The organism is Sulfitobacter mediterraneus, assembly GCF_016801775.1.
Lineage (GTDB): Bacteria > Pseudomonadota > Alphaproteobacteria > Rhodobacterales > Rhodobacteraceae > Sulfitobacter > Sulfitobacter mediterraneus_A.
Genome location: NZ_CP069004.1, coordinates 2,173,714 through 2,198,478 on the forward strand (window position 1 = coordinate 2,173,714; position 24,765 = coordinate 2,198,478).

At 56.8% G+C, this 24,765-nt stretch carries 19 protein-coding genes and 1 tRNA gene; 1 reads left to right on the forward strand and 19 read right to left on the reverse strand.

Features of this window, described 5'->3' with window-relative positions; translation table 11 throughout:
* Nucleotides 1–302 precede the first annotated feature (302 nt).
* From tuf to rpsL, 5 genes are all read right to left on the reverse strand, one after another.
* Nucleotides 303–1,478 (reverse strand): elongation factor Tu, encoded by a 1,176-nt coding sequence (tuf, locus tag JNX03_RS10715; protein ID WP_203209043.1) that lies wholly within the window; start codon nt 1,476–1,478, stop codon nt 303–305.
* Between the two features lie 24 nt (nt 1,479–1,502).
* Entirely contained in the window at nt 1,503–2,006 is a 504-nt protein-coding gene (locus JNX03_RS10720; RefSeq protein WP_203209044.1) for a DUF6778 family protein, read from the reverse strand.
* Nucleotides 2,007–2,032: 26 nt separating this feature from the next.
* Entirely contained in the window at nt 2,033–4,153 is a 2,121-nt protein-coding gene (gene fusA / locus JNX03_RS10725; RefSeq protein WP_203209045.1) for an elongation factor G, read from the reverse strand.
* Between the two features lie 95 nt (nt 4,154–4,248).
* Nucleotides 4,249–4,719, reverse strand: a complete 471-nt coding sequence (gene rpsG / locus JNX03_RS10730) for a 30S ribosomal protein S7 (protein ID WP_037911456.1) — start codon at nt 4,717–4,719, stop codon at nt 4,249–4,251.
* Between the two features lie 87 nt (nt 4,720–4,806).
* Nucleotides 4,807–5,178, reverse strand: coding sequence for a 30S ribosomal protein S12 (rpsL, locus tag JNX03_RS10735; protein ID WP_011570072.1), 372 nt, complete (start codon nt 5,176–5,178; stop codon nt 4,807–4,809).
* 381 nt (nt 5,179–5,559) lie between these two features.
* Between rpsL and JNX03_RS10740 the strand changes: the two genes are divergently transcribed.
* Nucleotides 5,560–6,384, forward strand: coding sequence for a putative rhamnosyl transferase (locus JNX03_RS10740; protein ID WP_203209046.1), 825 nt, complete (start codon nt 5,560–5,562; stop codon nt 6,382–6,384).
* Here JNX03_RS10740 and JNX03_RS10745 read toward each other — a convergent pair.
* The 14 genes from JNX03_RS10745 to JNX03_RS10810 form a co-directional block, all read right to left on the reverse strand.
* Nucleotides 6,370–7,236: a DMT family transporter gene (locus JNX03_RS10745; protein WP_203209047.1), complete on the reverse strand. Its 867-nt coding sequence runs from the start codon at nt 7,234–7,236 to the stop codon at nt 6,370–6,372. The genes JNX03_RS10740 and JNX03_RS10745 overlap by 15 nt on opposite strands.
* Nucleotides 7,237–8,049, reverse strand: coding sequence for a glycosyltransferase (locus tag JNX03_RS10750; protein ID WP_203209048.1), 813 nt, complete (start codon nt 8,047–8,049; stop codon nt 7,237–7,239).
* Between the two features lie 27 nt (nt 8,050–8,076).
* The gene (locus JNX03_RS10755) at nt 8,077–9,954 is read right to left on the reverse strand and encodes an FAD-dependent monooxygenase (protein ID WP_203209049.1); all 1,878 of its coding nucleotides are present in this window, start codon (nt 9,952–9,954) and stop codon (nt 8,077–8,079) included.
* A gap of 136 nt (nt 9,955–10,090) precedes the next feature.
* Nucleotides 10,091–14,338, reverse strand: a complete 4,248-nt coding sequence (rpoC, locus tag JNX03_RS10760; protein WP_203209050.1) for a DNA-directed RNA polymerase subunit beta' — start codon at nt 14,336–14,338, stop codon at nt 10,091–10,093.
* A 97-nt stretch (nt 14,339–14,435) separates the two neighbouring features.
* Nucleotides 14,436–18,575, reverse strand: coding sequence for a DNA-directed RNA polymerase subunit beta (rpoB, locus tag JNX03_RS10765; RefSeq protein WP_203209051.1), 4,140 nt, complete (start codon nt 18,573–18,575; stop codon nt 14,436–14,438).
* A 288-nt stretch (nt 18,576–18,863) separates the two neighbouring features.
* A complete protein-coding gene (rplL, locus tag JNX03_RS10770; RefSeq protein ID WP_203209052.1) occupies nt 18,864–19,235 on the reverse strand; it encodes a 50S ribosomal protein L7/L12 in 372 nt (123 codons plus the stop codon).
* Nucleotides 19,236–19,309: 74 nt separating this feature from the next.
* Nucleotides 19,310–19,822, reverse strand: coding sequence for a 50S ribosomal protein L10 (gene rplJ / locus JNX03_RS10775; protein WP_203209053.1), 513 nt, complete (start codon nt 19,820–19,822; stop codon nt 19,310–19,312).
* Nucleotides 19,823–20,155: 333 nt separating this feature from the next.
* Nucleotides 20,156–21,073 carry a glycosyltransferase family 2 protein gene (locus JNX03_RS10780; protein WP_203209054.1) on the reverse strand — a complete coding sequence of 306 codons (918 nt, stop codon included), beginning with the start codon at nt 21,071–21,073 and terminating at the stop codon, nt 20,156–20,158.
* A gap of 274 nt (nt 21,074–21,347) precedes the next feature.
* Nucleotides 21,348–22,046 (reverse strand): 50S ribosomal protein L1, encoded by a 699-nt coding sequence (gene rplA, locus JNX03_RS10785; RefSeq protein WP_203209055.1) that lies wholly within the window; start codon nt 22,044–22,046, stop codon nt 21,348–21,350.
* Nucleotide 22,047: 1 nt separating this feature from the next.
* Complete coding sequence (gene rplK, locus JNX03_RS10790; protein WP_203209056.1) at nt 22,048–22,473, reverse strand: 50S ribosomal protein L11; 426 nt, start codon at nt 22,471–22,473, stop codon at nt 22,048–22,050.
* A 288-nt stretch (nt 22,474–22,761) separates the two neighbouring features.
* The gene (gene nusG, locus JNX03_RS10795; RefSeq protein WP_025048119.1) at nt 22,762–23,295 is read right to left on the reverse strand and encodes a transcription termination/antitermination protein NusG; all 534 of its coding nucleotides are present in this window, start codon (nt 23,293–23,295) and stop codon (nt 22,762–22,764) included.
* Between the two features lie 210 nt (nt 23,296–23,505).
* Nucleotides 23,506–23,703, reverse strand: coding sequence for a preprotein translocase subunit SecE (gene secE / locus JNX03_RS10800; protein ID WP_025048120.1), 198 nt, complete (start codon nt 23,701–23,703; stop codon nt 23,506–23,508).
* Nucleotides 23,704–23,790: 87 nt separating this feature from the next.
* On the reverse strand, nt 23,791–24,519 hold the full coding sequence (locus JNX03_RS10805; protein WP_203240737.1) for a hypothetical protein: 729 nt from the start codon (nt 24,517–24,519) through the stop codon (nt 23,791–23,793).
* A gap of 138 nt (nt 24,520–24,657) precedes the next feature.
* Nucleotides 24,658–24,733 (reverse strand) — tRNA-Trp (locus JNX03_RS10810).
* Nucleotides 24,734–24,765: the final 32 nt, after the last annotated feature.

Consider the following 24,765-nt stretch of genomic DNA (forward strand, 5'->3'; position numbering starts at 1 on the left):
ACCAAAGCAGGTGGAGTACACCCGGAGTGATAGCTCAAACAATGTCATTCGCCCCATATCCCGATGTCTTTAAAGACATCGCACCGGACCTTTTGAAAGGTCCGATTGGGGGTCTGCCGCAGACCGGGGCTCACCCCGGCACAGCACGACCCAACGCAAAAGGCCGCCCCGGTGAGGAGCGGCCTTTGTTGTTTCAGCACCTGTGTGCCAACACCTTGCTCTCGTGTTCTTTTCCCAAGGGTAAAAGACACTACCGCAAGGCGTCGCACGCGGCAGGCTTTGCTGGCGCAAAGCCGCCGTGCTTACTCAGTGATCTTGGACACAACGCCCGCGCCGACCGTACGGCCACCTTCGCGGATCGCGAAGCGCAGACCCTGCTCCATCGCGATAGGCGCGATCAGCTCAACGTCGAACTTCAGGTTGTCGCCTGGCATAACCATTTCAGTACCCTCAGGCAGCTGAACAGTGCCGGTCACATCTGTGGTCCGGAAGTAGAACTGTGGACGGTAGTTCGCAAAGAATGGCGTGTGACGGCCACCTTCTTCCTTGGTCAGGATATAGGCTTCGGCTTCGAACTTGGTGTGCGGGGTCACGGAACCGGGCTTACACAGAACCTGGCCACGCTCAACACCGTCACGGTCCACACCGCGCAGCAATGCGCCGATGTTGTCGCCCGCTTCGCCGCTGTCCAGCAGCTTGCGGAACATTTCAACGCCTGTGCAGGTGGTTTTCTTGGTGTCGCGGATACCAACGATTTCGATCTCGTCGCCCACGTTGATCACACCGCGCTCAACACGGCCGGTCACAACTGTACCACGGCCGGAAATCGAGAACACGTCTTCCACAGGCATCAGGAACGGCTGGTCAACCGCACGTGCAGGTGTCGGGATGTACTCGTCCACAGCCGCCATCAGTTCTTTGATTTTCTCTTCGCCGATTTCTGGCTTGTTGCCTTCCATCGCCGCCAGAGCGGAGCCCGCAATGATCGGAATATCGTCGCCTGGGTACTCGTAAGAGGACAGCAGCTCGCGGATTTCCATTTCCACCAGTTCCAGCAGCTCTTCGTCGTCGACCTGGTCAACCTTGTTCATGAAGACAACCATGTAAGGGATGCCAACCTGGCGGCCCAGCAGGATGTGCTCACGCGTCTGTGGCATCGGGCCATCAGCGGCGTTCACAACCAGGATCGCGCCGTCCATCTGCGCCGCACCGGTGATCATGTTCTTGACGTAGTCAGCGTGGCCGGGGCAGTCGACGTGCGCGTAGTGACGCGCTTCGGTTTCATACTCAACGTGTGCGGTCGAGATCGTGATCCCGCGGGCCTTCTCTTCGGGCGCGCCGTCAATCTGATCATACGCCTTGAAGTCACCAAAATACTTGGTGATCGCCGCTGTCAGCGTCGTTTTACCGTGGTCAACGTGGCCAATCGTGCCAATGTTGACGTGCGGCTTATTACGTTCAAACTTTTCCTTTGCCATGGTAGTGGCTCCTTCTTAATTCAGTTATTTCTCTGCGCCGAGCAGGCGCTTGCGGACATCCTGAGAGAAGCCCACGATTGTTGCTTTGTAGTCCTGCTCAGGGGTTTGATCCGCCTTCACAGCCGCACCGACCAACCCACCGAGCGCCCATCCGCCCTTGGCTGTGCCGTAGACCTTGGTAGGTTCGAGAACCACCGTGCCATTGCGGGCATCTTTGACAGTCAGCACACCGGAGATTGTGCTTGTGCCGCCAACCAGCAAGGCCTGACCTGGAGAGACCAGGTGGAATTGCGTGATGGAGACCTCTGCCTTGACGGGCCGATTCCCGACTGACCCATCCTTGAGATAGGCCAGCAGGTGATTGCGGACATCCGCCTGGATTTTTTCGGGGGCGACGGTGATCTGCCGCCCCTTCACACCTTCGATTTGCGAAACGTCAACCGACACATCCACAACCTTGAGGCTCCCCGCTGTCTGTTCATCCAGCAGCGGTTCCGCACAGGCTGCAACGGCTGTCAAAGCAGCCATTGCAAGGAATGAACGCCGGTTCATCATCACGCGAACTTTGCCTGAATCTCGTCAGAGATGTTCTGAGGAACGGCTTCGTAGTGGTCGAACTGCATGGTGAAGTTCGCACGACCAGAAGACATCGAACGCAGGGTGTTGATGTAGCCGAACATGTTCGCCAGAGGCACGAAGGCGTCGATGGCAATCGCGTTACCGCGGGTGTCCTGACCCTGTACCTGACCGCGACGGGATGTCAGATCGCCGATGATGCCGCCTGTGTATTCTTCAGGCGTGACAACTTCGACTTTCATGATCGGCTCAAGCATTTTCGCGCCGGCTTTTTTCATGCCTTCGCGCATACCCATACGGGCCGCGATTTCGAACGCCAGAACCGAGGAGTCAACGTCATGGAACTTACCGTCGATCAGGGCCACTTTGAAGTCGATCACAGGGAAGCCCGCCAGCGGACCGGAGTCCATGACCGACTGGATACCTTTTTCAACACCCGGGATGTATTCCTTTGGAACAGCACCACCAACGATGCGGCTCTCAAACGAATAACCTTCGCCTGGCTCGGTTGGCATCAGGATCATTTTCACTTCAGCAAACTGACCGGAACCACCGGACTGTTTCTTGTGGGTGTAAGTGATCTCAGCTTCACGAGAGATGGTCTCACGATAAGCAACCTGAGGCGCACCGATGTTCGCTTCAACTTTGAATTCACGCTTCAGACGGTCCACAAGGATGTCGAGGTGAAGTTCGCCCATGCCCTTCATGATGGTCTGACCGGATTCCAGATCAGTCTCAACACGGAAGGATGGATCCTCGGCAGCCAAACGCTGAAGGCCAATGCCCATTTTCTCTTGGTCAGCCTTCGTTTTTGGCTCAACCGCGATCTCGATCACCGGATCAGGGAAGGTCATTGTTTCCAGAACCACAGGATCGTTGACGGCGCAAAGCGTGTCACCTGTTGTGGTGTCTTTCAGACCCGCCAGCGCGATGATGTCGCCTGCGAATGCTTCGGTGATTTCCTCACGGTCGTTGGAGTGCATCATCATCATCCGGCCAACGCGCTCTTTACGCTGCTTGGTGGAGTTCAGAAGCGTGTCACCTTTGTTCAACACACCAGAGTAGATGCGTGTGAACGTCAGTGTACCCACAAACGGGTCGTTCATGATTTTGAACGCAAGGCCAGAGAACGCCATGTTATCGTCCGCGCGGCGGGCAATGTTACGTGTTTCTGTCTCATCGCCTGGCTTGAAGCCCATGTAGTCAACAACATCCATCGGGGATGGCAGATAGTCGATCACCGCGTTGAGCAGCGGCTGAACGCCTTTGTTCTTGAACGCGGAGCCACACAGAACGGGGATGAATTTGATGGCCAGAGTACCGGCACGGATCAAACGGCGCAGTGTTGGCACATCCGGCTCAGCACCGTCCATCAGGTAGTTTTCCATCGCGTCATCGTCCATTTCGACGGCGACTTCGATCATTTTGGCGCGCCATTCGTCGGCCAGCTCTTTCAAGCTGTCGCGGATCGGGCGTTTTTCCCAGGATGCGCCGAGGTCTTCACCGGCCCAGACCCATTCTTCCATGGTGACCAGATCAACCATGCCTTCCAATTCGGTTTCTGACCCGATTGGAATCTGGATCGGACAAGGTGTGGCACCTGTACGGTCTTGGATCATGTGAACGCAGTTGAAGAAGTCCGCGCCGATTTTGTCCATCTTGTTGACGAACACGATACGTGGAACTTTATAACGGTCGGCCTGGCGCCAAACGGTTTCGGTTTGCGGCTCGACACCGGCGTTGGCGTCCAGAACAGCAACAGCGCCGTCGAGAACAGCCAAGGAACGCTCAACTTCGATAGTGAAGTCAACGTGGCCAGGCGTGTCGATGATGTTCATCCGGTGCTTGGGCGTGTCCGCCGTTGCGCCGTCCTCTGTACGCTCCCAGAACGTGGTGGTCGCAGCGGAAGTGATGGTGATACCACGTTCCTGTTCTTGCTCCATCCAGTCCATCGTGGCGGCGCCATCATGCACCTCACCGATGTTGTGGGATTTGCCTGTATAATACAGGATACGTTCGGAACATGTGGTCTTGCCGGCATCAATGTGAGCCATGATGCCGAAGTTGCGATAGCGGTCTAGCGGATAGTCGCGTGCCATTTGAAAAGCTTCCTCAGGAGTGTGCTTTGAAAAGGGCCAAAGCCCAATGAAACGATGGGGCCCAGCGGATCTGAGCCCCGATCTTTTGATCTAGATTACCAGCGGTAGTGGCTGAACGCTTTGTTGGCGTCGGCCATCTTGTGCGTGTCTTCGCGCTTTTTCACCGCGGTGCCGCGGGACTGAACAGCGTCCAGAAGCTCGCCTGCGAGGCGCTCTTCCATGGTGTTCTCGTTGCGCGAACGGGCCGCTTTGATCAACCAGCGGATCGCCAGAGCCTGACGGCGCTCGGGGCGCACCTCGACAGGTACCTGATACGTCGCACCACCAACGCGGCGCGAACGCACTTCGACGGATGGCTGGATGTTTTCAAGCGCTTCGTGGAACACTTCGATGGGCGCGCGTTTGATCTTGTCTTCAACGCGGTTCATCGCGCTATAGACAATGCGCTCAGCGACGGATTTCTTACCGTCAATCATCAGGTTGTTCATGAATTTTGTCAGAACCAGATCACCATACTTGGCGTCTGGCAGTACTTCGCGTTTTTCAGCGGCGTGACGGCGTGACATGTCGTTGTCTTCCTTGGAATTTGGGGCGGCGGGGTAAACCCCGCCCTACAAATGGACGGTAGGGCGGGGTTCACCCCGCCACTGCGATTACTTGGGACGCTTGGCGCCATACTTGGAACGGCGCTGCTTACGGTCTTTAACGCCCTGAGTATCCAGAACACCGCGCAGGATGTGGTAACGCACACCGGGAAGGTCTTTTACACGACCGCCGCGGATCAGAACCACAGAGTGTTCCTGAAGGTTGTGGCTTTCACCGGGAATGTAGGAGATCACTTCGAAACCGTTTGTCAGGCGCACTTTGGCCACTTTCCGCATCGCGGAGTTCGGTTTCTTAGGAGTGGTTGTATAAACGCGCGTACATACGCCGCGCTTTTGTGGGCACTCTTGCAAGTGCATGGATTTGGATCGTTTGATTTTAGGCTGCCGCGGTTTGCGGATCAGCTGCTGGATCGTTGGCATTCAGGTTATCCCCGTCTTAGCTCACATGGTGCACGAGGAGGCCCCCATGCGGTTTCAAATTCAATGCTTTGCATCATGCAAAGACTTCTGCGTGGCCCTCTGTCAGCGCCGCACGTCGTGCAACGCAAAATCACCGCAGCGTTTCCGTACCGGGGAAAACGAGGCGGTGGGGCTACAGAGGATCGGGTCAGCATTAGACCGGATCTTGACCACTTTGGTTCTGATGTCGGTTTGGCGGGTTTTCCCCCACCTTCCGAGATAGCGGGCGTATAGGAGGTTGCAGCCCAGCTGTCAACAGCTGCCCCTCCCTTGCGCAGACTGGCGCAGGCTGCAATGCTGTCGGCATATTGCTGACCCTTCTGTGACAAGGCCCGCCCCTATATGCAAGCCATCGGCATTTGCCGCTTTTCCTACCCCGGTGACGGCGGGTTTCAGGTTGAACATGACAGCCTCAAGGCGCGGATGGACTATCTATATGCCCCTGCCCGCATGGAAGAACGCTTTACCACCTTCGAGACAATGATGCTGCCGCCCTTGCGCGCCCAGACAGATGGTGATTTCACACTGGCCGTGGTGATCGGCGACAGCCTGCCTGCCCCGTACCGCGACCGGCTTGAGGCGCTATTGGCCGATATGCCGCAGGCGGTGATCTTGCCCCGCGCCCCCGGCCCGCACCGCAAAGTGATGCAAGACGCCATCAACAGCGTCAGGCGATTCGATGACGCGCCGTGCCTTCAATTCCGCATGGACGACGATGATGCCGTGGCCTGCACCTATGTCGAAAAACTACGTCAAGCCGCCCGCGATGTTGCACCGATGGCGGCCCGGCATCGACATATCGCAATAGATTTCAACCAAGGCTACATCGTGCAGCCCGGACCGGACGGCCTGTTGGCGGCGCCCACCAAAGCGCCCTATGCTACTGCGGCATTGGCCCTGATGATCCGCCATGATTTGCCGCTCAGTGTGATGAACTTCGCCCATATGAAGGTGGGGCGCAAAATGCCCACTGTCACTTTCACAGGTGAGGATATGCTGCTGCGGGGGCACAACGCCTATAACGATTCCCGGCAAAAGCCCGGCATCAAGCAACCGGATTTTGCGCCGCTCGATGCTGCGGGCCAAACGCACTTCAAAAAGACCTATAACATAGATGCAGGCAAGGTCGCGGCGGCCTTTGCCGCGCTGCCCTCAGCTGCCCGCTAGTTTGCGCTCACGGTAAAGCGTGAAGATCCCGGTTCCGACAACGATCCCTGCTCCGGTCAATGTCATCCATCCGGGCCATTCGCCAAAAAACACAAAGCCCAGCAGCAACGCCCAGACCAGCCCTGTGTACCGGAACGGCGCGATAAAGGAGACATCACCGATCCGCATCACGTGAATGGAAAAGAAGTAACCGCCCAGAACCAGCACCGCCGAGGCGGCAATCAGCAGCCCAACAGATGGATCAACCGCCACCCAGGGCTCTGTCAACGACGCCAGACCAGCCGCAATCAGAACTGTCAGCGCCGTGACCAAAGTGACCGTCATCGACGGCACCGATGGCGACAACTTGCGGGTGATCAAATCGCGGAAGGTCACGCCCAACATCGCGATCACGGCATAAAGGGACCAGACGTTAAACCCGTCCGCCCCCGGCTTGACGATCAACAGCACCCCGATAAAGCCAACCGCAATCGCAACCATCCGCCGCCAACCCACGGCCTCCCGCAGAAAGAGCGCCGATGCCAGTGTCACGGTCAGAGGCACACATTGCAAAATCGCTGTCAGGTTCGCCAAAGGCATGTTGAACAGCGCCGTAAGAAAGAAGTATGCGATCAAGGCTTCGGTCACCGCGCGGATCATGATCAGCACCCAATCGCGCCGCGCAATATCGAAATGCAAGGCGCCCAAACGCCCTTTCGTGGCAAGGATCAACGCGCAGGAGATCAGCCCCCGCAAAAACAAAAGTTGAAACAGCGGCACCGCGCCGCCGGTCAGTTTGAGCACCGCATCGCTCACCACAAAACAGGCCATTGACGCCATCATCAACAGCGCACCCACCAGATTTGGCGACATTTAGAACCCTTCCAGCATTTCAGGGGTCAGATCGAACCCCTCGCGCAAGTTGCGCCGGATCCCCGCCGGGCGCAACTGCCCGCGCCGCCCCGTGGTAGAGGCCGCTGAATCGTTGTCCTGATGCACCGATCGGATAAACATCGGCCGCGTCGTTTCTGTGTAGCAATCGTAGTATTCGGTCAATTGCCGGTGATTGCGCCGGAAAATGGTGGCCGGATCTCCCTTCGCCGCAATCATCGCAAGCCCGATGCCCAGCGGCGTCCGTTCATACCATTCGGTGATCGGTTCAGGCGCCGAGGGATCAAAGTAGAAACCTCGGTTAAACCCGATCACAAAGGGCCGCTTGGTCTCGCGGGTTTGCAACAACGCGCCGCCCAAACTGCGAATGCGGGCCAGCGTGCTGCGGTGCATCGCGTCATCGTCATCTTGCCGGAACGTCGCAATATGGGTCGCCTTGGCCTGATCGGGCAGCGCGGCATATGCCTGCTTCACGGCTTGAATATGCACCATCGGCGGCAGGGCAACGATATGGGCCTGTTTGAAATCCACCAGCAAGTTCTCAAGCCGTTGCCGCGCCGCATCGGGCAGGCTGTCTCCAATGAGGATCGCCACCGAAAAATCCGGATCATCCTGTATCGCCAGTGAATGCAGTGCCAGACGTTCAAACAGCGCAAACCGCCGGTTGAGCCGCTCCGGATCATAAAGTGTTGCGCGGGTTTTCTCGATCCCTTGCGCCGAATGGGCAAAGCCGTTTTCGGACAGGTATGAAAACCGTATCAGCCCTTTGATCTGTATCCGATGTGCCTGTGCCATCCGCGCCCTGCTGCTTTTCCCTGCAACCTAGGGCAAAGACGGGGCTGGCAAAAGCACCTGATCCAGAAAAGCCGAAAGTCCTGCGTGATTTGACAAGGAATAGACCCCCGCCACAAACTGGTCGGGTCGGACCAGCACGATCGCACCCCGCTGCCGATCAATGCCGCGCATATCAAAAACATCCCCTGCCCCGGAATGATCCGCGCAGAAAATCTTTTCATAATCAGTCAACCCCAGCCGCCCCTTAGAGGGCCGCAAGGCCGCTGGCATCATGCCAAGATCCAACTGCCGGTGGCCTTGTTGGAAAACGGCCCGCAGATCAATAACCGCGTCGCGGTCTGCGCCGGCAATTGTCACCTTGGTTATCGGACCAGCCGAAAGCGCATCACAGGCATCCGCCACTGCCCCGTCCGCTACGCCGGTATCCCCCTCAGGCGCAAAAAGGATCACCCGCCAACGCCCGTCAGCCCGGACCATATGACCAAGCTGCATGGGCTTGGCATCCGCCAAACGGATTACCGGTGCAGAGTGAAACCGCGCCCCGACAGGCAATCCAGCGGCAAGGCTTTGATCACATCCCCCTGCAATGACCAGCGATGGATCATATCGCGTTTCTACACCCGCTGTGTAGCGGCCATGCTTTTGAAAATACGCCTGAAACGTCGCCTCATCACTGGATTTGCGGTCTTTCGAGCTGAAGAGTTTGGCCATATCGCGGTCGAAATCTATCAACTCTTGCGCTTTTGCCTGCCGTTCCTCCGAGTAGCTTTTCAGAAGCGCTGACGGCGCCTGCCCGCGCAGAACGGCGGCGAGTTTCCAACCCAGATTGAATGTATCGGCCATCGACACGTTCATGCCCTGCCCCGCCTTGGGGCTGTGAGTATGGCAGGCGTCACCTGCGATAAACACATGCGGATCGTCCCCGCTGTTCAGAGCCCCGCCCAGATTGTCGAACCGCGCCGAGACCCTTTGCCCGATCTCATAGGCCGAGCACCAAACAACCTCTTTCACCTCAAAGCGATAGGGCGACAGGATTGCACCTGCCCTTTGGATCAACATATCCGAGGTCACATTGCGGTCCGCCGCGCGCTCATCATCTTTGAGCGCGTCTAGTTCAATATACAGCCGGACCATGGTCCCGCCCTCACGCGGAATGATCAGCATGCTGCCCGCATCGGCAGATTGGATCGCACATTTCAGCCGGATATCGGGAAAATCCGTGATCGCCAGCACATCCATCACACCCCAAAGCTGCCGTGCGGATTGCCCCTCAAGGCGCAGACCCATGGCTTTGCGCACCGCGCTGCGGGCACCATCACAGCCCACAACATATTTCCCCCGCACCACTTCGTCCGCAGCCCCGTTAAGCCCGCGCAGCTGCGCCATTACCGGATGCGTCCCACCACATTCAATGCGCAGCCCATCCAGCTCCAGATCATAATCGGGCGTTAGCCGGCTGGGCGCTTTGGCCATTTCCTCAAGAAAGAAATCATGCACACGGGCCTGACTGAGAATGGTATGCGGCATTTCCGACAGATCATCTTCGACATCTTTGATCCTGTCCACGCGGGCGATACCCCCGTCCTGAGCGGGACGCCAAAAACAGGTCTCGTTCACCCAATAGGCTTCCTTCTTGACCCGATCTGCAAAACCGAATGCCTCGAACATCTCCATCGACCGGCAGGCAATCCCATCGGCTTGCCCCATCTCAAGCGGTCCTGATTTGCGCTCCACTATGCGGGTCGAGATATCAGAAAATTGCGCAAGCTGGGCCGCAAGGGTCAGGCCCGCTGGGCCACAGCCGATGATCAGAACATCCACCGCAGACCGATCAAAGTCTGCGGCTTTGGCCTGAGGTTTCACACTGGGATCGCCGGGGTGAAACCCATCATAATGGTACTGCATTTTGTACTCCGGGCCGGAATTACGTCCCTGCCACGCTATCACAGCGGCCCGCCCTGCCAAGCCTTACAACAGTCCAAAAGAAAAGCCCCCACAGCGGTCAGGCTGCGGGGGCTTTTGATTTCAGGTATGGATCAGATCAGCTGCGGCTGTCGTCGTCCGTGATGACCGTGTCAAACACGTCACCACCCACGATGTCATCCGTGCTGGCCGTTGGCGCGGCAAGCGCGGCGGCGGCTTCGGCTTCTTCGCGGCGGGCTTCGATCACGACGTTGTCGCGATCTTGTGCCACTTTGCGCATCTGCTGCGTTGCACCACCGGTGCCCGCCGGGATCAGACGACCCACGATGACGTTCTCTTTGAGGCCAACCAGCTTGTCACGTTTGCCCTGCACCGACGCTTCGGTCAGAACGCGCGTGGTTTCCTGGAAGGACGCCGCAGAGATAAAGCTACGGGTCTGCAACGACGCCTTGGTGATGCCAAGCAGGATCGGTTCGCCCTTGGCAGGACGGCCACCTTTCGACAGCGCCTTTTCATTAGCGTGATCGAATTCCTGTTTGTCCACGTGTTCACCCTTGAGCAACGTGGTGTCACCAGATTCCTGGATCTCCCATTTCTGCAACATCTGGCGCACGATCACTTCGATATGCTTGTCGTTGATCTTCACACCCTGAAGGCGATAAACATCCTGCACTTCGTCGATCATGTAATCGGCCAGGGCCTCAACACCCATGATCGACAGGATGTCGTGCGGCGCGGGGTTGCCGTCCATGATGTAATCGCCCTTCTGGACAAAATCACCTTCCGCAACCGGAATGTGTTTGCCCTTCGGCACCATGTATTCAACCTTCACGTCGGCATCGTCAGAGGACTCAATCGCGATACGGCGCTTGTTTTTGTAGTCCTTGCCAAAGCGCACATAACCATCGATTTCCGCGATGATGGCGTGATCTTTGGGGCGGCGTGCCTCAAAGAGTTCGGCCACACGTGGCAGACCACCGGTGATGTCCTTGGTTTTGGCACCCTCACGCGGGATACGCGCAACAACGTCACCGGCCTGAATTTCAGAACCGTCCTCAATGGACAGAACCGCATCAACAGACATCGGATAGGTCACTGGGTTGCCCGCATCATTGCGCACAGGCTCACCGTTCGCATCAACCAGAATGATCTCAGGCTTCAGCTCGTTGCCTTTTGGCGCTGCACGCCAGTCGATCACGATTTTCTGGGTCATACCGGTCGCATCATCGGTCTCGTCACGGACAGCAATGCCCGAAACCAGATCAACAAATTTGGTTGTACCGGATTTCTCAGCGATGATCGGCAGAGTGTAAGGATCCCATTCAAACAGCTTGTCGCCACGAGAAATCGATTGTCCGTCTTTGACAAACAGTTTGGAGCCATACCCAACCTTGTGGCTGGCACGCTCTTCCCCGTCGTCACCTTGGATGGACAACTTCATGTTCCGGCCCATGACCATGATCTCGCCGGCGGCGTTCTCAAGGGTCTGTGCGTTTTCAAACACGATCTTGCCTTCCTGAGAGGCTTCGAGGAACGACTGCTGGCCACCCTGCGCAACGCCGCCGATGTGGAACGTCCGCATCGTCAGCTGTGTACCCGGCTCACCAATGGATTGCGCCGCGATGATACCCACCGCCTCGCCTTGGTTCACCAAAGTACCGCGTGCAAGGTCACGGCCATAACACATGGCGCAAACACCCTCTTCGGCCTCGCAGGTCAGCGGCGACCGGATGCGCGTGGATTGAACACCCGCCTCTTCGATCGCATCCGACAGACGTTCGTCGATCAGCGTGCCTGCAGGCACCAGCACTTCATCCGTGCCCGGCACCAGAATGTCGTCCGCAGCCACACGGCCCAGCAAACGCTCGGCCAGCGAGGAAACAACCTCACCATCGTTCACGGCCGCTTCTGCAGTGATCGCGGTTTCGGTTCCACAGTCGTGCATACGTACGATGCAGTCCTGCGCAACGTCCACCAGACGGCGTGTCAGGTAACCGGAGTTCGCTGTTTTCAAAGCCGTGTCCGACAGACCCTTACGGGCACCGTGGGTGGAGTTGAAGTACTCCAGAACGGTCAGACCTTCTTTAAAGTTCGAGATGATCGGGGTCTCGATGATGTCGCCGTTCGGCTTGGCCATCAAGCCGCGCATCCCGCCCAGCTGTTTCATCTGCGTTACAGAACCACGCGCACCGGAGTGGGCCATCATGTAGACCGAGTTCGGCTCCATTTCGGCGCCGTTCTCGTCCGTCCGTTCAGCGGAGATCGAGCCCATCATCGCGTCGGTAACCTTGTCGTTACACTTTGACCAGGCATCGACAACTTTGTTGTACTTTTCACCCTGGGTGATCAGGCCGTCCATGTACTGCTGTTCAAAGTCTTTGACCTGATCGCGTGTCTCATCAACCAGCGTCCATTTGGTTTCCGGGATCAACATGTCGTCTTTGCCGAAGGAAATGCCAGCCTTGAACGCTTCACGGAATCCCATGGTCATGATCTGGTCACAGAAGATGACAGATTCTTTCTGACCACAGTAACGGTAGACCGTATCGATGACCTGCTGCACTTCTTTCTTACGCAGCAGACGGTTCACTAGATCAAAAGGTGCCTTGGTGTTCAGAGGCAGCAAAGCGCCCAAACGGACACGGCCCGGCGTGGTGTCAAAGCGTACGAACACTTCGTTGCCTTCGTCGTCGATCTGTTTGATCCGCGCTTTGATCTTGGAGTGCAAATGCACTTCACCGGCGTCAAGCGCATGCTGCACCTCATCGACGGTGCCGAACACTTTGCCTTCGCCAACCATGCCGTCACGCGCAAGGGTCGTGTAGTAGAGACCCAAGATCATATCCTGCGATGGAACGATGATCGGAGCACCGTTTGCAGGCGACAGAACGTTGTTCGTGGACATCATCAGAACACGTGCTTCAAGCTGTGCTTCGAGGGACAGCGGGACGTGAACCGCCATCTGGTCACCGTCAAAGTCGGCGTTGAAGGCGGAACACACCAGCGGGTGCAGCTGGATGGCTTTACCCTCGATCAGAACCGGCTCAAACGCCTGAATGCCCAAACGGTGCAGCGTCGGCGCACGGTTCAGCATGACAGGGTGTTCGCGGATCACTTCGTCGAGGATGTCCCAGACTTCGGGACGCTCTTTTTCGACCAGTTTTTTGGCTTGCTTCACTGTAGAAGACAAACCTTTGGCCTCAAGACGGCTGTAGATGAACGGCTTGAACAGCTCCAGTGCCATCTTTTTCGGCAGCCCGCATTGATGCAGCTTCAGTTCTGGACCCGTCACAATCACCGAACGACCGGAGAAGTCGACGCGCTTACCCAAAAGGTTTTGGCGGAAACGGCCTTGCTTGCCCTTCAGCATGTCAGACAGCGATTTCAGCGGACGCTTGTTGGCGCCCGTGATCACGCGGCCACGGCGGCCGTTGTCGAACAATGCATCAACAGATTCCTGCAACATCCGCTTTTCGTTGCGGACGATGATATCAGGCGCACGTAGTTCGATCAGACGCTTCAGACGGTTGTTCCGGTTGATCACTCGGCGATACAGATCGTTCAGATCTGACGTCGCAAAACGGCCACCATCCAGCGGCACCAGCGGGCGCAGTTCCGGCGGGATCACTGGGATCACGGTCAGCACCATCCATTCCGGGCGGTTGCCGGATTCCAGGAAGCTTTCCACAACCTTCAGACGCTTGATGATCTTCTTCGGCTTCAACTCGCCTGTGGCTTCTTTCAGATCAGCACGCAGCTGGTCTGCTTCGGCTTCCAGATCAATCGCCGCCAGCATCTCGCGGATCGCCTCAGCGCCAATATTGGCGGTGAAAGCATCCATGCCGTAAGCATCTTGGGCATCCATATATTCTTCTTCGGTCATCATCTGGCCATAGGTCAGATCCGTCAGACCGGGCTCGATCACCACGTAGTTCTCGAAATAGAGAACCCGCTCCAGATCGCGCAGGGTCATGTCCAGCATCAGGCCGATCCGGGACGGAAGCGACTTGAGGAACCAGATATGCGCAACAGGCGCGGCCAGTTCGATATGGCCCATACGCTCGCGGCGGACCTTTTGCAGGGTCACTTCGACCCCGCATTTTTCGCAGACAACGCCGCGATATTTCATGCGCTTGTATTTGCCGCAGAGGCATTCGTAATCTTTGATCGGGCCAAAGATACGCGCACAGAACAAACCGTCACGTTCTGGCTTGAACGTCCGATAGTTGATGGTTTCTGGTTTCTTGATCTCACCGAAAGACCAGCTCAAAATCCGCTCTGGCGATGCCAGCGAGACTTTGATCTCGTCAAACACCTTGGGTGGTGTGAGCGGGTTGAACGGGTTGTTTGTCAGTTCCTGGTTCATTTTCAAATCCTTGAAAGGGGAGCGTTAGGCAAATGTTTGGGGGTCGTTTTCTTTCAAAGAAAACGGTCGGGAATTTTCAAAATTCCCGCGCCATCCCTCACTCATCTTCCTCCGCATCCAGGAGTTCCATATTCAGGCCGAGGCCGCGCACTTCCTTGACGAGAACGTTAAAGCTCTCTGGGATGCCCGCTTCGAAGTTGTCCTCGCCCTTGACGATGCTTTCATAGACCTTGGTCCGGCCTGCCACGTCATCCGACTTAACGGTGAGCATTTCCTGCAGGGTATAGGCCGCGCCATAAGCTTCGAGAGCCCAGACTTCCATTTCCCCGAAACGCTGACCACCGAATTGCGCTTTACCGCCCAATGGCTGCTGGGTGACCAGCGAGTATGGACCAGTAGAACGCGCGTGGATTTTGTCGTCCACAAGGTGGTGCAGCTTCAGCAGGTATTTGACACCCACGGTCACAGGACGCGCAAACTGCTCGCCCGTGCGGCCATCAAACAGAACCGACTGGCCAGATGTGTCAAAGCCGGCGCGGATCAGCGCATCGTTGACATCCAGCTCCTTGGCCCCATCAAATACGGGTGTCGCAATCGGAACGCCGCGTGTGACATTGCCCGCCGCTTCCAGCAGAGTTTCCTCGTCCATGTCGGTGATGCCCTCTTGGTAGACATCCTCGCCATAGGCCAGGCTCATCGCCTCACGCACAGGGGTCAAATCGCCGGAGCGTTTGTATTCCTGCAGCGCCTCATCAACGTTCACACCCAGACCGCGTGCGGCCCAACCCATGTGGGTCTCAAGGATCTGACCAACGTTCATACGCGATGGAACACCAAGCGGGTTCAAACAGAAATCAACCGGTGTACCATCCGCAAGGAACGGCATGTCTTCCATTGGAACAACCTTGGAAATAACACCTTTGTTCCCGTGACGGCCCGCCATCTTGTCGCCTGGCTGAAGCTTGCGCTTCACCGCGACAAAGACTTTGACCATCTTCATCACACCCGGAGGCAGATCGTCGCCGCGGCGCACTTTCTCGACCTTGTCCTCGAACCGTGCATCCAAGGCCCGTTTCTGGATCTCGTACTGCTCGTTCAGGGCTTCGACGATTTTGGCGTCGTCTTCATCCTCAAGCGCAAGCTGCCACCACTGACCACGGGTCAGTTGCTCTGTCAGCAATTCTTCGGTGATCTGGCTGTTCGGTTTGACACCCTTGGGGCCTTTTACAGCAATCTTACCCATGATCATCTGCTTGAGACGGGCATAGATGTTGCGGTCAAGGATCGCCAATTCGTCATCCCGGTCACGGGCCAGACGTTCGACTTCTTCACGTTCGATCTGCAGTGCGCGTTCGTCTTTTTCCACACCATGGCGGTTAAAGACGCGCACTTCTACAACCGTACCGAAATCGCCGGGCTTCACGCGCAACGATGTATCGCGCACGTCAGAGGCTTTCTCACCAAAGATAGCACGCAGAAGCTTTTCTTCCGGTGTCATCGGGCTTTCGCCCTTCGGTGTGATCTTGCCCACCAGGATATCCCCCGGCTCAACGTCCGCGCCGATGTAAACGATGCCCGCCTCGTCGAGGTTGCGCAGCGCTTCTTCACCGACGTTCGGAATGTCGCGGGTGATCTCTTCTGGCCCAAGTTTGGTGTCACGCGCGGCGACCTCGAACTCTTCGATATGGATCGAGGTAAAGACGTCATCACGTGAAATCCGCTCGGAGATCAGGATGGAGTCTTCGTAGTTGTAGCCGTTCCAAGGCATAAACGCGACGACCACGTTCTTACCAAGGGCCAACTCACCCATGTCAGTGGATGGACCATCCGCCACAACCTGACCTTTTTGAACCGTATCGCCCACCTTCACCAGCGGTCGCTGGTTGATGCAGGTGTTCTGGTTCGAACGCTGGAACTTGCGCATGCGGTAGATGTCCACCCCTGCATCGCCCAGTTCAAGATCTTCGGTGGCCCGGATCACGATACGCTGTGCATCAACCTGGTCGATGATGCCGCCACGTTTGGCCATGATCGCAGCGCCGGAATCGCGTGCCACAACCTCTTCGATACCTGTCCCGACAAGTGGCGCTTCTGCTTGCAGCAGCGGCACAGCCTGACGTTGCATGTTCGAACCCATCAAGGCGCGGTTGGCGTCATCGTTTTCAAGGAACGGGATCAAAGAAGCCGCAACCGACACCAACTGCTTGGGCGATACGTCAATCAGATCCACGTTTTCCGATGGCGCCAGCGTGTAATCGCCGGACTGACGTGTAGAAACCAGATCGTTCACGAACTTCATGTTTTCATCAAGGTTCGCGTTCGCCTGCGCCACGGTGTGACGCATCTCTTCGGTGGCGGACATGTAGTGAACCTCATCGGTCACAACGCTATCCTTCACCACACGATATGGCGTTTCAATAAAGCCGTATTTGTTCACGCGGGCAAAGGTCGCCAGCGAGTTGATCAGACCAATGTTCGGCCCTTCCGGCGTTTCAATCGGACACATCCGGCCATAGTGGGTCGGGTGAACGTCACGCACTTCAAAGCCGGCACGCTCGCGCGTCAGACCGCCAGGTCCAAGCGCGGACAGGCGACGCTTGTGCGTCACTTCGGACAGCGGGTTGGTTTGGTCCATGAACTGCGACAGCTGCGAGGAGCCGAAGAATTCACGCACCGCAGCCGCGGCCGGTTTGGCGTTGATCAGGTCTTGTGGCATCACGGTGTCGATCTCGACGGAGGACATCCGTTCTTTGATCGCACGTTCCATGCGCAGCAGGCCGACGCGGTACTGGTTTTCCATCAATTCACCGACAGAACGCACACGGCGGTTGCCAAGGTGGTCGATGTCGTCGATGTCGCCGCGACCGTCGCGCAGATCCACCAGCGCCTTGATGCAGGCCACGATATCTTCGCGGCGCAGTGTGCGTTGGGTGTCTTCTGCATCCAGATCCAGACGCATGTTCATTTTCACACGGCCAACCGCCGACAGATCATACCGTTCTGAATCGAAGAACAACGTGTCAAACAGCGCAGATGCCGCTTCGACGGTGGGCGGCTCGCCCGGACGCATGACGCGGTAAATGTCCATGAGCGCGGTGTCGCGGTTCATGTTCTTGTCGTTCGCCATGGTGTTGCGCATGTAGGGGCCGACATTGACGTTGTCGATGTCCAAGAGTGGGATCTCGGTAATGCCCGCGTCGATCAGTTCTTTGGCTGTGCCGCCAATCAGATCTCCGTCTTTGTCGTATTCCAGCGTTAGTTCATCACCGGCTTCGACATAGATAGCGCCGTTTTCTTCGTTGATGATGTCTTTGGCGGCAAATTTGCCAACGATGTGATCAAACGGCAAAAGCAGCTCTTTGACCGCGCCTTCGTCGATCAGCTTTTTCACCGCGCGTGGCGTGACCTTCTTGCCCGCTTCAAACAGAACTTCGCCTGTCTTCGCGTCAACGATGTCATAAGTCGGACGTGTGCCCCGCACACGCTCAGGGAAGAACGGCGCAACCCAGCCTTTGTTCTTCTTCAGCTTGTAAGTCACCGTGTCGTAGTAAGCATCCATGATGCTTTCCTGATCCAGACCCAGCGCATAAAGCAAGGTTGTCACAGGCAGTTTGCGGCGACGGTCGATCCGGGCAAAGACGATATCTTTTGCGTCGAATTCAAAGTCGAGCCAGCTGCCGCGGTATGGGATGATACGGCAGGCAAACAGAAGTTTACCGGACGAGTGGGTTTTGCCCTTGTCGTGGTCAAAGAACACGCCAGGCGAACGGTGCATCTGGGATACGATCACACGCTCGGTGCCGTTCACAATGAACGTACCGTTTGGTGTCATCAAAGGCATGTCGCCCATAAAGACGTCTTGTTCCTTGATGTCCTTGACGGATTTCGCGCCGGTATCTTCATCGATATCAAACACGATCAGACGCAGGGTGACTTTCAGCGGCGCCGAATAGGTCATATCGCGCTGCTGGCACTCTTCTACGTCGTACTTTGGTTTTTCCAGCTCGTACTTGACGTATTCAAGGACGCTGGTTTCATTGAAGTCCTTGATCGGGAAAACCGACTGGAAAACGCCCATGATACCCTCACCATCGGTGGGGGTCTCGGCATCGCCGGAATTCAGGAACAGATCATACGAGGATTTCTGCACCTCGATCAGATTTGGCATCTCCAGCACTTCGCGGATTTTGCCGTAATATTTACGAAGACGTTTCTGGCCAAGAAAAGTTTGTGCCATGTGTCGTGTCACCTTTCGTGTCTCTTGCCGAGCGCACCAACCACCGGGGCCGTGGTGTGCGCCCATAAGAGCGGAAATTACCGGTCAATTCTTGAGACACGTCCCACCGCGCCTCTTCCGACCTTTGGACCTTTCCAGAGGGATGCTTTGGAAAAAGCACCCTTCAAGACAGGTTTGGCTGGACAGGGAAATCTCCCCATCCAGCCATTGTTTTCTCCGGGAACATCGCAAACTTCAGAAGTTTCCGACCGCATTGTTTGAAACAACGCGTTCCCTTTTTCGCGCGACTTAGGCCAGCTCGACTTCGGCGCCAGCTGCTTCCAGCTTGCCTTTGATGTCTTCTGCTTCGGCTTTGTCGACGCCTTCTTTGATTTTGCCGCCGGCTTCAACCAGATCTTTGGCTTCTTTCAGGCCCAGACCGGTGATGCCGCGAACTTCCTTGATCACGTTGATCTTGGATGCGCCAGCGTTCTTCAGAACGACGTCAAATTCAGTTTTCTCTTCCTCGGCGCCACCGGCGTCTGCAGGGCCAGCCATCATCACTGCGCCGCCTGCTGCGGGCTCGATGCCGTACTCGTCCTTGAGGATGGTTTTCAGTTCTTGTGCTTCAAGCAGTGTCAGACCAACGATCTCTTCTGCCAGTTTCTTCAGATCAGCCATGTTTAGCTCTTTCCGTTAACGATATGTGTGTTCCAACGTGTTGTTTCAACCAACGCGTCGATATGACGTTTGCTTTACGCAGCTTTGTCCTCGATCGTGGACAAAATGGATGCGATATTGCTTGCAGGTGCGCCAATGGCTCCGGCGATGTTGGAAGCAGGTGCGCCCAGCATGCCCGCGATGGTGGAGATAAGCTCCTCCCGCGAAGGCATTTTGGACACGGCTTCAACACCGGCGACGTCCAGAGCGTTCTCGCCCATTGCGCCACCAAGGATCACGAACTTTTGGTTCTCCTTGGCGAACTCCTGAGCAACCTTGGCCGCGGCCACAGGATCCTCAGAATAGGTCAGAACGGTCATACCCGTCAGCAAGGAAGAAATGCTTTCGCATGGCTTCCCGTCGAGGGCGATTTTGGCGAGCCTGTTCTTGGCAACACGCACGGCCCCGCCAGCGGCACGAGCACGCGCGCGAAGGTCCTGCATTTCAGCAACTGTCAGACCGACGTAGTGGGCTACCACAACGACGCCAGAGCTTTCAAAGATTTGGCCGAGCTCTTCGACCAACTGTTCTTTTTGTGCTCTATCCACAGTTTCACTCCAGTAAGGGAGGGGTGACCCTCCGGCTCAGTTCTGCCGGGACGAAAGTCCCGACTAATCGGGTCCTTACGGGGTCCTGCGCATCGCTGCGGATGGCCAAATGTGGCTATCCGAAGAAAATCTGCCGTTACCCGTCTCAGGCAGGAATTATGTCATGCGGTTGCGTGACACCCACCGTCTCGGACGAATCGCCCACAGGGGTACAGATGCAACCCTATGGACAGAGGCGCGGAATAGAATGTTTTGGGGTAAATGTGAAGGGGCTTTTACAAAAAACCCGATGCCGTCACGTCAACAACCTAAAATTGTTCTGCCTGCGCAGGGTCACGCTGCCCGAACCAGCCGGCCGGGAAAGTAGTCTTCCACCAATCCGGCCATGTTCAGACGTACCTCAAGACGTGACTGCAATAGCTCTAGCAAACCCATACGATCCTCGTCAAACACATGCAGTCTGTTATAGATCTCGCGCAAACGCTCTTCGGTGTCTGGTCCATTCAGGCAGGCACGCAGATGGTCTTTGAAGTTCTCGCGAAATCCGCGTGAGCTCAGCCGCCAGTTTAGTTTCGAGCGCCAGATATCATAGCCCTGATCAAAAAAGTGCAGCACATAGGCGCCCTCGCCATGCCCCAGCACCTGATCCAGCACACGCTCCCCATCTGGGCCTTGCATGAAATGCTGACGCATCTGAAATCCCACAAGCCCGGCCCGCGTTGCCGTTTTGCCAATGGTGTGCCCGCTGAGCCCGCGGCGCTTGACCATAAAGGGGGCCAGATCGCCATAGACCCGCCCGCAAGCCTCATCCGACATCGCAAGCCGGAACTGCAAATGCGGCGTTTGCGGGCATTGGATCGCCTCGGCAGGACGCAGGGTCACCGACCGGACCTCATCGGGTTGCGCGGCCAACAGGTTGCGAAGGTTGCGCCCCTGCACGTAGGCCAGTTCATCCCCGTCCACATTCAGGAACCAGCCCTCGGTCAGCCCGTCATACACATATTGCATCGCGCGGTTCTGACGGCGCGTGAACCGCGTGCGCGGACGACATCCAAGGTTGATCCAGAAACTACGGGTACAGCGGATGCAGCGCACCTTGGGATGATCACGCAAGATCTCGATAGCCGGATCAAGCGGATCATCAAAACACAACACAATCTGATCGGCACCCGCGTCCAGATACCAGCTCACAAACCGAAGCGTGGTCTCCAGCGGTTCTTTCAAAATGGCCCCTACCGTCAGCATGGCCATGCCACCACCCGGCGGACCTCTGAATTTCTGTGCTGCATTCTGCACCCTGCCCTCATTTGGCGAAGGACACTGGAATCGCGACATCAAAAAGGATGTCACTGCTTTGCCCCTCGCCCCGCCCAAAGCGGAAAGCGCCTGAACTTACCGCCCAGTTAACGCTCAATTAATGAAGGCAATTTGCGCCAGCCTTGGCGCAAAAGCAAAAGGCGAACCCGAAGGTCCGCCTTTTCCAAATCACTTGTTACGTCCACGCCACAGTGGCGCGACGGACGGCTTATTCGCCAGCGGCGTTTTCAACAGCCACAGATACGCCTGGACCCATTGTGGAGCTCAGGTTGATCTTTTTCAGGTATGTCCCCTTGGACCCCGATGGCTTGGCCTTGGCAACCGCGCCAACAAAGGCACGGATGTTTTCAGCCAGTTGCTCTTCGCCGAAGGATGCTTTGCCAACACCTGCGTGCACTACGCCACCTTTTTCCGCTTTGAACTGAACTTCGCCACCTTTGGCCGCTTTTACAGCGTCCGCAACGTCCATGGTCACTGTGCCAACTTTCGGGTTCGGCATCAGGTTACGTGGGCCAAGCACTTTGCCCAGACGGCCAACGATTGGCATCATGTCTGGTGTCGCGATGCAGCGATCAAAGTCGATCTTGCCGGATTGTACGATTTCCATCAGATCCTCGGCGCCCACGATGTCGGCTCCGGCCGCTGTCGCTTCTTCTGCTTTTGGACCGCGTGCAAAAACCGCAACGCGCATGGTTTTGCCGGTGCCGTTTGGCAGGCCAACCACACCGCGGACCATCTGGTCAGCGTGGCGTGGGTCAACACCGAGGTTCATTGCAATCTCGACAGTTTCGTCGAATTTGACGTTGGAGTTGGCTTTGATCAGCGCTACGGCTTCTTCAACTGTCAGGTCTTCTTTGCCGGCGAATGCTTCGCGTGCGGCGCGGGTGCGTTTTCCTACTTTTGCCATCTTATTTGACCTCGATGCCCATGGACTTCGCAGAGCCCAGAATGATCTTCATAGCCTGTTCAACGTCATTGGCGCTCAGGTCGACCATTTTCGCTTCGGCGATTTCACGCAGCTGCTTGGGGGTCACCGAACCAACGGTTTCACGGGACGGGGTTTTTGCACCAGAATTGATCTTGGCCGCTTTTTTCAGGTAGTAGGACGCAGGAGGCGTCTTGATGTCCATGGTAAAGGACTTGTCCTGGAAATAGCTGATCACGGTCGGGCAAGGGGCGCCTGGCTCCATGTCCGCTGTCTTCGCGTTGAACGCTTTACAGAATTCCATGATGTTGATGCCGCGCTGACCCAATGCTGGACCTACGGGCGGGGACGGGTTGGCTTGCCCCGCCTTAATCTGCAACTTCATCGTACCGACGAGTTTCTTGGCCATTGGCCTTCTCCTTTTCAACTCCCTTGGGACGCGTCCCTCAGGATGTATGTTGCGTGGTCCGGTCTGGTCACCGCGGTGCCCTCGCCTCCCACAAACCGAGTCGCCATTGCGGGCGACTTGCGCGGGATATAGCGGTGTGGGGCATATTGCAAGGGTTTGGTTGAGGAGACACCGAGGGTGGAGGATTTACCCGCCCCGAACCAATCAGCGTCACTGCACCGGGCGTTAGCGTAAGGCGGGGTTCACCCCGCCACCGCGTAAAAAAGGCGGGGAAAACCCCGCCTAAAATCAGGTCTGCTTGATCACCTGAGTATATTCCAGCTCAACCGGTGTTTCGCGACCAAAGATAGACACGGACACTTTCAAACGCTGGTTGTCGTCGTCAACTTCTTCGATCATGCCGTCGAAGTCTTCAAACGGACCATCTGCCACTTTGACCTTCTCACCGATCTCAAAGTGAATAAGCGTACGTGGCGCTTCTTCGCCTTCTTGAACGCGGCCCAGGATGGCCTGCACTTCGGCATCGCGCATTGGCATCGGGCGGCCCTGCGGACCCAGAAAACCAGTGACGCGGTTGATGGAGTTGATCAGGTGATAGCCCTGGTCGGACATTTCCATGTGAACCAGAACATAACCGGGCATAAAGCGACGCTCGGTCGTGACCTTCTTGCCGCGGCGCACTTCGATCACTTCTTCGGTCGGAACCAAAACTTCGTCGATCTGCTCGCTCAGACCCTGCTCCTCAGCAGTTGTGCGGATCTGTTCTGCGATTTTCTTTTCGAAATTCGAAAGAACACTGACCGAATACCACCGTTTTGCCATCTGAACTCTGGTCCCTGTCTTGCGATGCAACCCATCAATCGGGGCATCTTAACCGTAAATCATGTCGGGCCAATACCCGGCGCTTGTGAACAAAAAATCGGCGCGCAACTCGAATCGCCGCACGCCCTATTCTCTGGTCAGGTCTGCGCAATAGCCCGCGCACCCCGATGATTCAAGTCTGCAAAGCGATTTTTGGCTGACCTGTGCTGCTTAACCAAACATCCCAAGAACGCCCTGAAGGCCGCTCCGGATGATGATATCGACGATGGCAAAGAACACCGCCGTCAGCGCCGCAAGGATAAACACCATCACTGTGGTCAACATCACCTCGCGGCGGGTTGGCCAAACGACCTTGGCAACTTCAGCACGCACCTGCTGGATAAACTGAAGAGGGTTGGTGGTTGCCATGACGGGTATCCTTGATTGTCTGCCTGCTGCATCTAACGGCAGTTTCACGCGGTTTCAAGCCTGCGCTGCACCGCGCCTGCGCAATGATCAGACTTCGTTTTCGCGCAAGTCCTGCATCCGGCGGTCCAGCGCCTCTGCATGGCGGGCATCTCGCTGGGCCATATCGCCCAGATCCGGCAGGTAAAGACCGTCCACCGTGCCTTCGGGAAAACGGTCAAGAAACGCATCCCATTTCATCGCGAAAGTGTCGAATTTCCGGTTCAGTTCTTCAGCACGATCCGGGTGGCGGCTGGCATACCACCGCGCCGCGCCCATCGCCCTGAGCCAGAAGCCGTCATAACCGAGCACCAGAAAGACCAGACCCAAAAGCAACAAACCCAAGACCAGCAAACCAACAACGAGCCAAGGCCGGAACACGATCAGCAGGGCCGCACTGGCCAACAGGATGTGCCTCGGGGTTGGCCGATAGCCGGTGATCCGCGCCTTGACCGCACCGATCCAGCCAGATCCGGCGCTTTGTTGTTTCGCTGCCCTGGGTGCCGGCTTGCTCCGCTTGAACCTCGATTTCCTGGGAGGCTGCGCCGGGGCGGCTTCTGCCAGATCTGGAAAGGCCTGCGCCGCCCGGCGCTCTGGCTCTGGCTCCGGTTGTGGTGCCTCGCGATAAGCAGCTTCCGCCGCCACCGCGTTCACGGCCGCATCCTCCGGCGCTTCTTCGACCAGCAACGCCTTGATCGCCGCCAGGGATTGCGGGTCTAGATCGTCTGTCATCGCGACATCGGATTGCGGTATCTCTGTGGTATTCGGTTCAGGTTTCATCTTCATCTCACTCGCCCAAGCGACATCAAGATACCGGTGCATTCGGACAGGGAATGGGCCGAAAAATGGTGAAATAATGGCGACCGCACAAAGGTTGAAACCGGTGCATTATCGTAAACTGCAAAGATGGAAGTGGCGTGGCAGGGGCTGAGGGACTCGAACCCACGACCCTCGGTTTTGGAGACCGATGCTCTACCAACTGAGCTAAACCCCTACGCCGGGGGTTGGGTAGTCGGAAACGCGCCT